Genomic DNA, 15246 nt, shown 5'->3' on the forward strand with positions numbered 1-15246 from the left:
TGCGCGCTCCTCAGGACGAGGGACGGAGTTACGATGAGCAAGACAGTGTAATCACCGCTTCTCATCCGCTTGTGCTTGTGCTTGTGCTTGCGCTCACCCCGTCCCACGCCTCGGCGCGCCGCTTATCCCTCCCGCGCCCATAGCTGCCGCACCAGCATCCCCGCCCGCTTCTCGATCGCCGCGGCCGCATCCAGCGCCAGATCCTCGCGATAGCGCCCTGCGATCAACTGCACGCCGATCGGCTTGCCGTCATGCAGCGCCACCGGCACCACCGCGCCGGGCAAGCCCAGTACATTGATCGCCGAAATGAACCGCAGGTCGTTCCAGAAGATCTCGCGGATGCGCTCGGCACTTTCCACATCGGCGCGCGGCCCCGGCGTCGGCTGCACCGTGGTCGGCGCCAGCACCACCGGGTAATCCTCGAAGAACATCTGCCACGCCCGGATATGCGTGCTGCGCGCCGCCGTCGCATTCATCCACGCGGCGAGATCGAGCGTGCCGGCCTTGGCCTTGATGCCCGCCCAGGCCTTGTGGAAGTCGTCGGACGTCACCGCCAGCATCTTGGCTTCCTGCAGCACCATGGTCTCGTTGGCGATGATGTCGCACCAGGTCTGCCAGACCCCGCTGATGTCAGGCACCTCGACCTCGGTGACACGATAACCTGCGCGCTCCAGATGGTCGGCGGCCTGGCGCAGCGCCGCGGTCACCGACGGATCGACTTTCATGTCATCCGGCATTTTCGCCAGCGCGACCTTGATCGGACCTTTCGGCTTCGGCCCTTCCAGCGGCGCTGGCACCCACCAGGGATCGCGCGGATCGCGCTGGCTCATCACGCCGAGACCAAGCCGCACATCCGCGACGCTGCGCGCCAGCGGTCCCTGCGCCGACATCAGATGCGCCATCAGCGGCCGTTCCACCGCGGCACTTTCGTTGAAGGCGGGGATACGGCCCTGGGTCGGCTTGATGGTCGCGATGCCGTTGCAATGCGCCGGCCAGCGTAGCGAGCCGCCGATGTCGTTGCCATGGGCGATGGTGCCGATGCCTGCCGCCACCGCCGATCCCGCGCCGCCCGACGAGCCGCCGCAAGTCATGTCCGGGCTCCACGGATTGTGCGTGAGGCCGTGGAGCGGATTGTCGGTGAAGGCGCGGAAGGAGAATTCCGGCGCGTTGGTGAGGCCGAGCACGATGGCGCCGGCCCTCCTGAAATTGCGCACCACCGGCGAGTCCGACGGCGCGATGAGGTTCGCCAGCGCCGGCACGCCATTGCTGTTGGCCTGTCCTTCGAAGTCGATATTGATCTTGATGGTGATCGGCACGCCATGCAACGCGCCGCGGTCCGCACTCTTGCGCATCTTGTCGGCCGCCCGCGCTGCCGCCAGCGCCTGCTCCGACAGATCGACCACCACCGCATTCAGCTTCGGATTGACCGCCTGCATATGCGCGACCTGCGCCTCGGTGACCTCGACGGCCGACACGGCGCCAGACCCGATCGCCGCAGCCGTCTCCACCGCGGTCCACTGCCAGACCGGCCCCTTAGGCAGGCGCGCCTTCGGCGCTGCCGCGAACGACGATTTGGCTTTGGATGTCTTCGATTTGGCTGTCTTGGATTTCGCTGTGGATTTCGCTGCCGGACGTTTGGCTGCCGCCGTCTTTTTCACCTTGCGTGACTTGGCCGCTTTCGCCGCTGGACGCTTCACCGTTGTCTTTGCCACCACGAAGTCTCCATTCCATCGAATGGACGCAGCCTGCCAAGACATTGACGCAAGGGCAACGCGGTGTTCCGTGCAAAATGCAGAAAGACGCGCGTGCGGGACGCCTTGCACGTCCTGCCTCGCGGCACGGTGAGGCACCTCGATCACTTTCAGCCGTCATCCGCAGGATGAGGGGCGGAGCTGGGATGGGGGCTGACTATGGTCAGCGCTTCTCATCCGGCCGCAGCGTCAGCACCTTCGCGCCTTTCGCCGTCACCGCCACCGTGTGCTCGAACTGCGCCGACAGCGAGCCGTCCTCGGTCACCACCGTCCAGCCGTCCTCTTCCGTGCGCACCTTGCTGCGGCCGCGATTGAGCATCGGCTCGATGGTGAACACCATGCCCTCGCGCAACACCATTCCGGTATTCGGCTTGCCGAAATGCATCACCTGCGGTGCTTCATGCATCTCACGGCCGATGCCGTGGCCGCAATAATCGCGCACCACCGAATAGCCGCAGCGTTTTGCGTGGCGCTCGATGGCAAAGCCGATATCGCCGAGCCGCGCCCCCGGCCGCACCGCGCGGATGCCCTGCCACATCGCCTCATAAGTCGCCTCGACCAGCCGCTTCGCCGCGGTGTTCACTGCGCCCACGCAATAGGTCTTGCTGGAGTCGGCGATATAGCCGTTCTTCTCCAGCGTGATGTCGAAATTGACGATGTCGCCGTCCTTCAGCACATCGGCGCTGGAGGGAATGCCGTGGCAGACCACCTCGTTGATCGATGCGTTCAGCACGAATGCAAAGCCATACTGCCCCTTGCTCGCCGGCCGCGCGGCAAGGTCCTCGGTGATGAAACGCTCGACCATGTCATTGATCTCGAGCGTCGAGCGACCGACCAGTTCGGTGCGATCCAGCAGCGCGAAGACGGAGGCCAGCAGCCGGCCGGATTCCGCCATCAATGCCAGTTCCTGCGGCGCCTTTGTCATGTCTGCGACGTCTTGGTCATGCCGCGCTCGCGGCCAGCGATGGCATCGCCACTCCCGCCGCGCTCATCTCGCGCGCCAGGATTTGGGTATAGCTCAACGTCGGATTGGCCTCGCAGAGCATGCCAATCCTGATCCAGTAAGCCGCCTGCGCATTGATCGACCGGCACGACACCTTGGTGACCTTGCGAAGCTGTTCATGCAGGTCGTCGTCGATGCTTACAATGCCCACGGGACGCTCCATATACGATTCATCTATGTATCGTATATTCATTATGGACGGGAAAGCCAAGCACTTGATCTAGCTGCCCCGCTGCCCGATCTTACCGGCAAGGAGATCATCATGAAGATCAAGATCGTCGTGCATGACGCAGAGGAAGGCGGCTACTGGGCCGAAGTCCCTGCAATTCCCGGTTGCGCCAGCCAAGGCGAGACCATGGACGAGTTGATGGTCAATTTGCGCGAGGCGATCGAGGGATGCCTGTCCGTCGAAGTCGAGGCGCCCGCGCCTGGCGGTGACATCCAGATGTTAGAGCTCACCGCATGACATCGATATCCGGCCGCGCCTTTGCTCGTCTGGTCGAGCGGCGCGGCTGGGTTCTTCTCCGCGTCAATGGCAGCCATCACATTTATGGCAAGCCCGGCAGTGTTATTCGACTATCAATTCCCATTCACGGCAACGGTGCGCTGAAGACTGGATTGCTGCGGCATCTCATGAAGGCTGCGGGAATAAGAGAGGACGAATTGAGCTAGTCAGCATCATTGCCGAACTCGCATATATTCCAAGCTCCCGGCTTCGATTGCTTTGCGTTATAGTAATAACAGAATGAGCTACGGTGTATCACAGCAATCGTTTTATAGACGAAACAGCCTGTCACTATCAGTGATTTGGTGCCTGCAACCGCTTCTTCATCTATCTGATGCGCCTCAAATTTCTTACTGAGGGAATACCCTCCACCGCCAAATCCACCGGTTGATGGATAGATGACTTGAGATTTCGTGGGAGCCCACGTCATCTTACATTTGTTGACAAAATCAGTGACCCACCCATGTGGCTTACCAGCGGCATCCTCGTCTTCCGACGCCACAAATAGACTGGCGTCATAGACCGCTTCGACGCCCGGCTCGCGCCCACTATTCTGATAATCGACGAATACTGTGAGTTCCTTACCCGACTCCGGGGTAGTGTCACTGCGTGCATTTCTCGGCCCGACCCAAGCACGTTGACTAGCAATCATGTTGTTTTGCGCAGTCTTCACAGTTTCAACCGCTGCATCTGCTTGCTTTGCTGCTGCCTCCGCGAGCTGCTTGTTGGTTTCAATCATTTGATCAGTTTGAGCCCCAGTGCCTTTCATTTCACTAAGCTGCCCCTGCATCGCTGTGAGCTGCGCCTGCATGACTTTGGTCTGAGCTTCAGAGTCATGATTAGCTACGACAATCGCGGCCACGCCCACCGCAGCCGCAAACCAGAGACCTAAAGTTTCCGCGATTTCGAGCCAGAATTTTCTACGCTCAAGGCGCAGGCTTAGTTTTTCAGCTAAACGATGGAATCGATCGGCACGGCTCGACTGGCGGCCCGTATCTTTCGCCTGCTCCGCGATGCGTACAAGCGCGTCGATCACGCTTTGCAAGTAGCGTTGTGTCTCGGCCGCGTGCCTTCGGTCTTCTAAAGCTTTTTTCTTCGCTCGGTATTCCGCCCTATCCATAGAGATCGCCCCCAAATCTTACGCATCAAGACGCACCCATTGATTGCAATCAACAATAAACACCCTCTCGCCCAGCAAAAACTCAACGGCAGCGTTGGCGGAAAGGAATGCGTGCAGAATGGACATTCGTTTGGTGAGATCACATAACCGCGGTGGCCGTGGTGCTCGGTGCAGCAAGCCCTTTCCGTCCCTTTTCCTGCCCTTCCCGCCCCTTATCCCCTGCAAAACCCTTGGGACAACGCGGGTTCCGCCGTTGTGCCGGTGCCCTCGTCTCGCCATTGTCGGGCCCAATTGAGAGCCGTGCCCGCGAGTCCCGGGCGGCGCTGCATATGCATTCATGCTATTGTTTGCGCTCAGGGATTCGTGTTGCCGGACAACTGGCTTAACTAGAGTACCGTATCCATGAAACTCACGCGCCTGCGCCTGAACGGATTCAAGTCGTTCGTCGAACCGACCGACTTCATGATCGAACCCGGCCTCACCGGCGTCGTCGGCCCCAATGGCTGCGGCAAGTCCAACCTTGTGGAAGCGCTGCGCTGGGCGATGGGCGAGACCTCGCACAAGTCCCTGCGCGCCACCGACATGGAAGCCGTGATCTTCGCCGGCTCCGGCAACCGCGCCTCGCGCAACCATGCCGAAGTCACCATGACCATCGACAATGCCGAGCGCACCGCGCCGGCCATGGTCAATGACGCGGAAATCCTCGAAATCACCCGCCGCATCGAGCGCGACAACGGCTCGAACTACCGCATCAATGGCCGCGATGTCCGCGCCCGCGATGTGCAGATCCTGTTTGCCGATGCCGCCACCGGCGCGCGCTCGCCGGCCCTCGTCCACCAGGGCAAGATCGGCGAAATCATCCAGGCGAAGCCCGAAGCGCGACGCCGCGTGCTGGAAGACGCCGCAGGCGTCGCCGGCCTGCATGCGCGCCGCCACGAGGCCGAACTGCGCCTCAAGGCCGCCGAGACCAACCTCACCCGCGTCGAGGATGTGATCGGGCAGCTCTCGGGCCAGATGGAAGGCCTGAAGAAGCAGGCCCGCCAGGCCACGCGTTTCCGCGAAGTCGCCGCCAAGGTGCGCAAGGCAGAAGCCATGCTGTTCCACCTGCGCTGGATCCAGGCGCATGCGGACAATGCCGATGCCGCCACCACCCATGACCGCAATGTGGTCGAGCTGGCCGAAGCGACCCGCATCCAGGGCGAATCGGCGCGCATCCAGGCGATCCGCGCCAGCGAGCTGCCGGCGATGCGCGAGGCGGAAGCGGCCGCGGCCGCCGGCCTGCAGCGCCTGACCAATGCCCGCGACCTGCTCGACCGCGAAGAGAAGCGCGCCGAGGAGCGCGCGCAGGAGCTCGATCGCCGCCTCAACCAGTTCGAGGCCGACGTCGCCCGCGAAATGAAGCAGTCGGAAGACGCCGAATTCGCGCTGCTGCGGCTCGACGAAGAAGACACGATGCTCAAAGAGGAGATCATGCAGCGCGTCGAGCTGCGTGGTGGCGTCGATGACCGCGTCTCCGAGGCCGAGCAGGTGCTGGCCGCGGCCGAGCGCACCTTCTCCGAACTCACCACCGCCCATGCAGACATGACGGCGAAGCGCAACCAGCTGCAGTCCAATGTGCGCAGCCAGGCCGATCGCCTGACCCGCCTCGGCCAGGAAATCAGCCGCGTCGAGAGCGAGATCGATGCGCTGACGGCGCAGACCTCGGGCTTTGGCGATCTCGATGAACTCGCCGCCCTGATGGAGACCGCGCAGGAGATCCTGCTGCAGGCGGAAATGTCGGTCAACGACAATGAAGGTGCGCATATCGCCGCGCGCCAGACGCTGGAAGCCTCGCGGGCCCCGCTCGCGGAAGCCGACAAGAAGGTGCAGCGCCTCGAGACCGAAGCGCGGACCATCTCGAAGATCCTCAATGGCGAGACCAAGAATCTGTGGCCGCCGATCATCGACGGCGTCAGTGTCACCAAGGGCTATGAAAAGGCCATCGGCGCCGTGCTCGGCGACGATCTCGATGCGCCCGTCGATCCCTCGGCGCCGATGCGCTGGACCGATGCCGGCGTGCCCGCCGATGATCCGGCGCTGCCCGACGGCATCGAGGCGCTGGCGCAGCATGTCACCGCGCCGCCGGAGCTGCAGCGCCGCCTGAAGCAGATCGGCATCGTCACCAAGGATCAGGGCGCGGCCCTCGTTTCGCAGCTCAAGACCGGCCAGCGCCTCGTGACGCTGGAAGGCGACGTCTGGCGCTGGGACGGCTTTGTTGCCGGTGCGCATGCGCCGACCGGTGCAGCCCGTCGTCTCGCCGAGCGCGCCCGCCTGACGGATATCGAGGCTGATCTCGAAAACGCCAAGATCGACGCCATCGCCAAGCGCGAAGCGCTGGAAAGCGCGGAAGCCGCGTTGAAGACGGCGGCCTCCGCGGAAGGCGCATCGCGCGATGCCCTGCGCAATGCCCGCCGCGATGTCGACCAGGCCCGCGAGCGTCAGGCCAATGCCGAGCGCGAGATCAACCGCCACGCCGCCCGCCGCGCGACGCTGACCGAAGCGCAGTCGCGCCTCTCCAACGACCGCATGGAGGCCGAAGCCGGGCTCGAATCCGCGCATATGGCGCTGGAAGAGCTGCCCGACACCGCCGAGGCCGAAGCCAAACTCGCCGATGTCCGCACCGAGATCGACGGCTATCGCCGCGCGGCTGCACAGGTCCGTGCCGAAGCGCAGGCGCTGGCGCGCGAGGCGGAGCTCGCCGATCGCCGCCTGCAGGCGATCATCGCCGAGCGCACCGACTGGCAGAACCGCAAGACCTCCGCCGCCTCGCAGATCGAGACCGTGGCCTCGCGCCAGGCCGAGCTGCTGCGCGAGCGCGAAGAGCTGGAAGACGCGCCCGCGCTGTTCCTGCAGAAGCGCCGTGCGCTGATCTCGGAAGTCGAGAATGCCGAGCAGGCGCGCCAGATGGCCGCCAATGCGCTGCAGGCGGCCGAGAACATGATGCGCGACACCGACCGCGAGGCCCGCACCTCGCTGGAATTCCTGTCGCAGGCGCGCGAGGCCTGTGCGCGCTCGGAAGAGCGCATGGAAAGCGGCAAGCGTCGCCTCGAGGATATCGAGCGCGAAATTCGCGACATGCTGGAAGTGGAGCCGGACGGCGTCGCGGCGCTCGCCGAAGTGCGCCAGGACGACAAGCTGCCCGACCTGCATGAAGTGGAAGTCGAGCTGGAGAAGATGCGCCGCGACCGCGAGCGTCTTGGCGCCGTCAACCTGCGCGCCGAGGAAGAGCTCAACGAGATCGAGGGCTCGCATAACAGCCTCGCCACCGAACGTGACGACCTGGTCGAAGCCATCAAGAAGCTGCGCACCGGCATCCAGAGCCTGAACAAGGAAGCGCGTGAGCGCCTGATGACCTCGTTCGAGGTCGTCAATAGCCACTTCAAGCGCATGTTCGTCGAACTGTTCGGCGGCGGCGAAGCCGAGCTGAAGCTGATCGAGAGCGATGATCCGCTCGAGGCCGGCCTCGACATCATCGCCAAGCCGCCGGGCAAGAAGCCGCAATCGCTGTCGTTGCTCTCGGGCGGTGAACAGGCGCTGACCGCCCTGGCACTGATCTTCGCGGTGTTCCTGACCAACCCGTCGCCGATCTGCGTGCTGGACGAAGTCGACGCGCCGCTGGACGATCACAACGTCGAGCGGTTCTGCAGCCTGCTGCACGAAATGATCGCGACCACCGATACGCGCTTCATCACCATCACCCATAACCCGATCACCATGGCCCGCATGCATCGCCTCTACGGCGTGACCATGGCGGAACGCGGCGTGTCGCAGCTGGTGTCGGTGGATCTGGAAAACGCGGTGAAGATTCTCGATCAGGAAGTGGCGTAACGAGAACACGAAGCCAATGGCCTCCCTCCCCCAAGCGAAGCGCAGTGGGGAGGGTCCGCCGACAGGCGGGGGTGGGGTCTATCACCACGTGACGTCAGAGCCTGCCGCACCACCCCACCCGTCTCGAAGCTCGCTGAACGCTCGCTTCGATCCACCCTCCCCGCTGCGCGGCTTGGCTGCTTGGAGGAGGGATAAGAGGAGCGTCGCTGTTTAGATGACCTCGCCCGATCTTCCAGTATCCATCTCCGCATCCCTCGCCGCGCGCCTGCATGGCGTGTCGCGATCCGACGCGGCACAGCGCTCCGACACCATCTCCAAAACCTATCGCGCTGGCGGCGGCTCAACCACCATCCGCACCGAAAGCGACGCTCTGGCCTATGCGCTCGCCCGCATGCCGGCGACCTATGCGGCCGTCATCGCCAGCCTCAATGCCTTGCAGGAGATCCGCCCGGATTTCGCGCCAACCTCACTGCTCGATTGCGGCGCCGGGCCGGGCACGGCGACATGGGCCTGCGCGGAGGCGTTCGAGACGCTGGAGAGCTTTGCGCTGCTCGATGCCAATCCGGCGCTGCGTTCACTCGCGATCGAACTGGCGCGCGAGAATGATCGCACGATCACCTACACGCTCGGTGATGCGCCGACGAAGATCATCGATGCCCCTTCCGCCGATCTCGTCATCGCGAGCTATGTCATCAACGAACTCGCCGACACTGTGCGCGAAAAACTCGTCGCCGCCATGTGGTCGAAAACGAATGACACACTGCTCATCGTCGAGCCCGGCACACCGGCCGGCTATGCGCGCATCCTCGATGCCCGCACGCAGCTCATCAAAGCCGGCGCGCATGTGATCGCGCCGTGCCCGCAAGACGAGACGTGCCCGCTGGTGAAGCCGGACTGGTGCCATTTCAGCCAGCGGCTGCAGCGCTCCCGCGTGCATAAACAACTTAAATCCGCAGAACTTCCCTATGAGGACGAGAAATTTATTTATCTCGCCGTCTCGCGCACACCGATCGCGCCACGTCCATCGCGGGTGCTAGCGCAGCCGATCACGACAAAGATCGCCATCACGGCGAAGCTTTGCACCACCAATGGCGTCATCGCTGCCGTGGCACCGAAGCGCGACAAGGCACTCTATAGCAAGTTCCGAAAGCTCGATTGGGGCGATGCGGTTTTCGAACACCCATCATCGGAATAATCCGGCGGTGCGGGCGTTCTAACTCCTGACGCGACTGCGTCGCATCGTTCATCAGGAGTGATATCTATGACCAAATCATTCGCCACCGCCGCGGCGCTCGCCGTGCTGCTCACCGCATCCGCTGCCTCAGCGCAGGCGCTGAAGACGGCCGATACGCCGAAGGGCAAGACCTTCGTCGACGCCAAGGGCATGACGCTCTACACCTTCGACAAGGACGCCGGCGGCAAGTCGGCCTGCAACGGCCCCTGCGCAGAAAACTGGCCGCCGCTGTTTGCAGCCGACAGCGACAAGCCGACCGCCGACATGACCATCGTGGTGCGCGACGACGGCAAGAAGATGTGGGCCTACAAGGGCAAGCCGCTTTATACCTTCAAGAAGGACACCGCCGCTGGCGAGGCCAATGGCGATGGTTTTCTGAATGGTGCCTGGCATATCGCCAAGCCGTAAGGCCCTCTCCCGCCCGCCGCTTTGCTCGGGCCCCCCCTCCCGCTTCGCGGGAGAGGGGATAGTTAAAACGCGTGCTTGATGCGGCCCATGACCTGATGCGTGACGTTATCGCTGCCGCCGACGATCGCATCATAGTTCACCGACAACACCGTGAGCGGCGCGAGCTTGCCCGAGAGGCCTGCACCCAGCACGCCGCGGTCGCGGATGCCTGATGCGGTCGAGGTCACGAACGAGCCGGGCAGCGTGGTATCTGCAAAGCTCGCATTGATTCCGCGGATGCCGTCGCTGAATTCGTGCAGCCAGGCGAAGCGCAGCTCAGGCGTCACCACGCCGCCGCTGATCGCATAGTCATAGGCGAAGCGCGCGCCGACGCTGGAGCGGAGCGATTCCGAACTGTCTGCGCCCACGATCAACGCTGCCGCGCTGCCGCGCTCGGTGAAGCCGTCGGTCATCACCCGCATATATTGCAGGCCGATCTCCGGCGTGACCACCCAGCCGCTAACGCGGATGTCGGTGCCGACGGTGCCGCGGATGGCATAGTGATCGCCGGAGAAGGTGGCGTCATTGGCCGAGCCGAGTGCCACGCGCGAGGTCGTGTAGTCGCTGAAGCCATAGAGGCCCATCAGCGTCGCGAACCAGGTTGGCGCCTGATAGGTGCCATAACCGCCGATGGTACCGGTCGAGATCCGGCTGTTGCTGCCATTGCTGTCGAGCTCGCCGCGCGTAAAGGCATAGCCGCCGAACACACCGGCGACGAAATTGTCGCTGAGGCGCTGGTCATAGCCGGCCAGCACATTCACCGTGTTCGCCTTGAAGCCGGGCGCATCCGCGCGCGCGCCTTCGCGAGCGAAGCTGGCGCCGGAGGTGACGAAGAAGCCGTGATCGGCTGTCACCGCGATCGGGCGCAACGCCGGCGCCTTGTTGATCGGCGCATAGGCCATCGCATCGACCACGCCGGTGCCCCAGCCGGCTTCCGCCAGCGACGCGCCGGCACTGCCCGGAAAGGCCATCACAGCGGCCAATGCGCGATCAGTGCCAAAATTGCGGTCGAACATGCCGCCATCGAACATCGCCAGCGCATTGCCGGCACCGGAGACATCGGTGCCGAGACCGTTGATGCGATTCTGCGTCAGATGCTGGCCGACCAGCGAGGTGGTCTGCTGGGCATTGTTCATGCCGATGCGGCCGAGGCTCTGATACGATCCAGGCGTCAGCTGCGACAGCGCCGCGCCGACATCAGTTGCGCTAGCGACGCGGTCCAGCATATCGACGACGCCGAGGCCCGTGGCATTGAGCGGCAGATTATCGAACAGCGCAGCGATGCCGCGCGCATTCGCATTGGCCAAAGCGGAGAAGGACGGCGCATTGGCGTTGACGACCTCGAAGGACGTATAGAGCGTGCCGCCGATATTCACGGTCTGGCCGCTCTGCAGGGCCACGCGGTTCGTCTCGGAAAGACCAACCTTGTTGTAGTTCAGCGTATCGCTGCCAGCGCCGCCATCGACCAGGCCCGCGATGCGCGACCCCTTCATGATGTTCAGCGTGTCATTGCCGCCTTCCAGATTGATGGCGCGGCCGGTATTGCCGATGATGGTGCCGTAATTGGTGAGGACGTCATTGCCCTCGCCCATCTGGATCGCGGAGCCGTCGCCGCGGATGAAGCGGGCAGAGCCGGTGCCGGTGTAAGTGACGCCGTTCAGTGTGCCGACTGAATTTTCGTCCACCAGTCCATTCTGCTTCAGCACAATGGCGTTCGGGTCCGGGATGGAGCCGTTACCGATGATCGTGCCGTAATTGACGATCGTATCATCGTTGATCGCCGGCGTTGCCGTGCTCTTGTTTTCGAACCGGATCGCATAGCCGTTCTGTCCGATGATAGTGCCGCCAGCGTTGTTGACGATCGTGGTCGCAGCAACGCCGCTGCGGTCAAAATGGCCATCACCATCATTGTTGACGACAATGCCGTTGCCGGCACCACTGATCAGACCATAATTAGTCACCGTGCCGCCGCCGAGCGACAGACCTTCGCTGTTATTGAGGCGGCCGCGACCATCATAGCCGCCAGCGCCGGTACCCTCGATCGTCCCGTAATTCGTGATCGTCGCTGCGTTATCCACATCGACACCGTCACCATCGCCGGTTCCGTTGCCGTCATATGCGCCGGTGATACGACCGTAGTTGACTACAGTACCTGTGTTGTCCGAACCGATGCCCGAACCGTTGCGTCCCAGGATCGTGCCACCGGCTTCATTGGTCACAGTCACGCCGCCGAACTCACCGACGGAAATGCCGTGACGAAAACCTGAAACAGTGCCGCCGGATTTGTTGATGACCGTTCCGGAACGGTCCTGCATGTCTATGCCGTCGGTACCCGCGCCCGATCCGATCACTCCCTCTGAGTAGATCAGACCCCAATTGGTCACAACGCCGCCTGCGCCCGGCCGAACCGCATCCGATGTCGTGGTCCGAATGACACCCGTGGCATAGTTGAATATGTTGATCGTGCCGGTTGCCAACGAGATCGCATCGAAATCGAGCGCCTGGCCGCCAGTCGATGAGATCGTGCCATAATTGTGGACGGTGATCGTCCCATTGCCGATTTCGTTATTGATGCGGAACGCGTCGTTTGTCGTGCCGCTGATGGTGGCGCCAGCGCGATTCCAGACTGTGATATTGCGCGGCGTGCCAGAGCCCGATGTATCGATACCGCGCGTAGCGCCGATGATCGTGCCGGAATTGTCGATGGTGACGCCGGGGGCCGGCGACGGATTGCCGGCAGTGACGCTCCAGGTGATTGCAGTCGCACTCGACAATGTGGCACCGGCTTCGACCGTGCCGGATTGCGTACCGGTCAAGGTGCGTCCAGTGGTGTTCGTCGTCCCGCTCGGGATCGTAAATGTCTGTGCCTCTGCCGTCATCGGCGCGAACAGCGCCGTCACGACCACACCCATCGCAAGCCGGCTCGCGCCGTCACGCCAATTCCGCATCACTTAACCCTCAGCCCCAGAAGTTAAGGCTCATTAGGTTTCGTGGATGACAGTGCGGTGACGGAACGCGCAGTGCAGCCAACCCGCAGCTGGCTCACATCAGAGTCATTCCAACTGATGCGTGGCCGCAACACAGGGCACGTCGCAACGCGAGCATGTCCCCTATAATTCAACGTATGGCATCGCCCCGCCCAAGCCGCATTGAACATATCTCCGGCCGCGCGCGACATAGACAAGTCGCCCTCACCCGGCGGCCGCTGCCCTGTGCTTGCAGCATCGGCTATGGTGCTAATGTCATTGTCTCTTTGGGGGGAGTTTTTACATGTCGACCAGCTGGATCGTTCTCGGCGTCATCGCCGTCATCGCGTTTTTCCTGTTCGCGACCTACAACCGGCTGGTGGCCCTGCGGCAGCGGGTGGACCAGTCCTTTGCCGATATCGACGTGCAGTTGAAACTGCGCCATGACCTGATCCCGAACCTGGTCGAGACCGTCAAGGGCTATGCCTCGCATGAGCGCGGGACGCTTGAAGAGGTCATCAAGGCGCGCAGTGCAGCGATGGGCGCACAGGGGCCGGGTCAGGTTGCCGCCGCCGAACAGCAGCTCACCGGCGCGTTGGGCCGGCTGATTGCACTGGCCGAGGCCTATCCGGACCTCAAGGCCAATGCCAATTTTCAGCAACTGCAGACCGAGCTCTCCGACATCGAGAACAAGATCGCCGCCGCGCGCCGCTTCTTCAACAATGCGGTCTCGGAATACAACACCGGCATCCAGCAGCTGCCAGCGGCCCTGTTCGCCGGCGCGCTGGGATTCCATCCCAAGCAGTTCTTCGACCTCGGCGAGAGCCGCGCGCAGGCCGAGGCGGCGCCGACGGTCAAGTTCTGAGGTCGTTCCACGTCATTGCGAGCGAAGCGAAGCAATCCAGAAAGCCAAGAACTGGATTGCTTCGTCGCTACGCTCCTCGCAATGACGGCTGATGGTGCGTAGCAGGACCCCACGATGGCAGCTTACGGTCTCTACACGCATATCGCATCGAACAAGACGCGTTCGATGCTGCTGCTCGCCGGCCTGTTCGTGCTGATCTATGTGGTCGTGTTCGCCGGTGCGCTGGTGCTGGAGGTCTGGAGCAACAATCGCGGCACGCTGCCTTATTATCTCAACGCGGCATTCCGCGATCTTCTGCGAGCGATGCCTCTGGCAACCCTCGCAGCCATCGGCTGGATCATCATTTCCTATTTCGGTCATCAGAAGATGATCGACATGATCACCGGCAGCGCAAGCGTGACGCGGCAGCAGCAGCCGCGGCTGTATAATCTGCTGGAAAACCTCTGCATCTCGCGCGGCATCACGATGCCGAAGCTCAAGATCATGGAGGACGACGCGCTCAACGCCTTCGCCACCGGCCTCAATCCGAAACAATATTCCGTGACGGTGACGACGGGGCTGCTGCGCAATCTCGACGATGACGAGATCGAGGCCGTGCTCGGCCATGAGCTGACACATATCCGCAATGGCGATGTGCAGCTGATGGTGATCGCCGGCATCATTGCCGGTGTGGTCGGACTGTTTGCCGAACTGATGTTCAGGTCCTTCACAAATGGCAATTACCGTTTCTCCTCCAGCCGCTCGTCCTCGCAATCGTCATCCAGCGATGGCAAGAGCGGCGGCGGTGCGATGTTCGCCATCATCATCGCGGTGGTGTTGCTCATCGTTGCCTGGGCGCTGTCTCAGGTAATCCGGCTGGCGCTGTCGCGCTCGCGCGAATTCATGGCCGATGCCGGCGCGGTGGAGCTGACCAAGAATCCGGATGCCATGATCTCGGCGCTGCGCAAGATCGAGAATCGCGGCGAGCTGCCGGGCGCGACCTCGGCGGTGATGGAAATGTGCGTGGACAATCCGCGCTCGGGCTTTGCGGATATTTTCGCGACCCATCCCTCGGTGGATGCGCGGGTTGCCGCGCTGATCAAATATGCCGGCGGGCATGATCCCGGACCGCTGGCGTTGCCCGGTGAGGCGACAGAGGAGCCGGAGGCTCTGCCGGAGGGCGGACCGGCCAAGCCGGGACCATTGAGCGACGGGGCACAGCCCACGGGAGCCTCAACCGCTGGCCCGTGGGGCAAGCACGCCTGATCCCTCCAAATGTCGTCGCCCGGCTTGACCGGGCGACCCAGTCACCTCAGTAGCTGCGGTGTTTACCGGGTCACCCGGTCAAGCCGGGTGACGACAAGCAGATGCCCTCAAAATTCTCCAATGATTTCCATCATCTGCCGTGATCTGGCGATTGAAATCCCCCATCATTCTGCCATGTTCGCGCCCAAAGCAGCCATGGGCTACAGTGGCTGCGCGCGAGTCTCGCTCGTGCGTTGGGGATTT

At 62.9% G+C, this 15246-nt stretch carries 12 protein-coding genes; 7 read left to right on the forward strand and 5 right to left on the reverse strand.

Going from position 1 to position 15246, the window contains the following annotated elements; genetic code table 11:
- Positions 1–122: 122 nt before the first annotated feature.
- From AC1RQ5_RS25475 to AC1RQ5_RS25485, 3 genes are all read right to left on the reverse strand, one after another.
- Complete coding sequence (locus AC1RQ5_RS25475; protein WP_493202690.1) at positions 123–1757, reverse strand: amidase family protein; 1635 nt, start codon at positions 1755–1757, stop codon at positions 123–125.
- Positions 1758–1914: 157 nt separating this feature from the next.
- Positions 1915–2676, reverse strand: a complete 762-nt coding sequence (gene map, locus AC1RQ5_RS25480; protein ID WP_493202692.1) for a type I methionyl aminopeptidase — start codon at positions 2674–2676, stop codon at positions 1915–1917.
- Between the two features lie 16 nt (positions 2677–2692).
- On the reverse strand, positions 2693–2905 hold the full coding sequence (locus tag AC1RQ5_RS25485; RefSeq protein WP_493202693.1) for a ParD-like family protein: 213 nt from the start codon (positions 2903–2905) through the stop codon (positions 2693–2695).
- Positions 2906–3016: 111 nt separating this feature from the next.
- Between AC1RQ5_RS25485 and AC1RQ5_RS25490 the strand changes: the two genes are divergently transcribed.
- On the forward strand, positions 3017–3220 hold the full coding sequence (locus tag AC1RQ5_RS25490; RefSeq protein WP_493202695.1) for a type II toxin-antitoxin system HicB family antitoxin: 204 nt from the start codon (positions 3017–3019) through the stop codon (positions 3218–3220).
- Complete coding sequence (locus AC1RQ5_RS25495; RefSeq protein ID WP_493202697.1) at positions 3217–3426, forward strand: type II toxin-antitoxin system HicA family toxin; 210 nt, start codon at positions 3217–3219, stop codon at positions 3424–3426. Before AC1RQ5_RS25490 ends, AC1RQ5_RS25495 begins: the two co-directional genes overlap by 4 nt.
- On the opposite strand, the gene AC1RQ5_RS25500 is transcribed toward AC1RQ5_RS25495, so the two are convergent.
- Positions 3423–4379 carry a hypothetical protein gene (locus AC1RQ5_RS25500; RefSeq protein ID WP_493202699.1) on the reverse strand — a complete coding sequence of 319 codons (957 nt, stop codon included), beginning with the start codon at positions 4377–4379 and terminating at the stop codon, positions 3423–3425. The genes AC1RQ5_RS25495 and AC1RQ5_RS25500 overlap by 4 nt on opposite strands.
- A gap of 402 nt (positions 4380–4781) precedes the next feature.
- Between AC1RQ5_RS25500 and smc the strand changes: the two genes are divergently transcribed.
- From smc to AC1RQ5_RS25515, 3 genes are all read left to right on the forward strand, one after another.
- Complete coding sequence (smc, locus tag AC1RQ5_RS25505) at positions 4782–8246, forward strand: chromosome segregation protein SMC (RefSeq protein WP_493202700.1); 3465 nt, start codon at positions 4782–4784, stop codon at positions 8244–8246.
- 214 nt (positions 8247–8460) lie between these two features.
- Positions 8461–9441, forward strand: a complete 981-nt coding sequence (locus AC1RQ5_RS25510) for a small ribosomal subunit Rsm22 family protein (protein ID WP_493202702.1) — start codon at positions 8461–8463, stop codon at positions 9439–9441.
- Between the two features lie 66 nt (positions 9442–9507).
- Positions 9508–9888 carry a COG4315 family predicted lipoprotein gene (locus AC1RQ5_RS25515; RefSeq protein WP_398483802.1) on the forward strand — a complete coding sequence of 127 codons (381 nt, stop codon included), beginning with the start codon at positions 9508–9510 and terminating at the stop codon, positions 9886–9888.
- A 62-nt stretch (positions 9889–9950) separates the two neighbouring features.
- Here AC1RQ5_RS25515 and AC1RQ5_RS25520 read toward each other — a convergent pair whose 3' ends face one another.
- Positions 9951–12875, reverse strand: coding sequence for an autotransporter family protein (locus AC1RQ5_RS25520; RefSeq protein WP_493202704.1), 2925 nt, complete (start codon positions 12873–12875; stop codon positions 9951–9953).
- Between the two features lie 322 nt (positions 12876–13197).
- Here AC1RQ5_RS25520 and AC1RQ5_RS25525 point away from each other — a divergent pair, with 322 nt between their 5' ends.
- Together AC1RQ5_RS25525 and AC1RQ5_RS25530 are read left to right on the forward strand one after the other, a co-directional pair.
- Entirely contained in the window at positions 13198–13758 is a 561-nt protein-coding gene (locus AC1RQ5_RS25525; RefSeq protein WP_493202705.1) for a LemA family protein, read from the forward strand.
- A gap of 114 nt (positions 13759–13872) precedes the next feature.
- Positions 13873–15003 (forward strand): M48 family metallopeptidase, encoded by a 1131-nt coding sequence (locus AC1RQ5_RS25530; RefSeq protein ID WP_493202707.1) that lies wholly within the window; start codon positions 13873–13875, stop codon positions 15001–15003.
- Positions 15004–15246 lie beyond the last annotated feature (243 nt).

The sequence above is a fragment of the Tardiphaga sp. GW821-FHT12E02 genome, assembly GCF_058807155.1.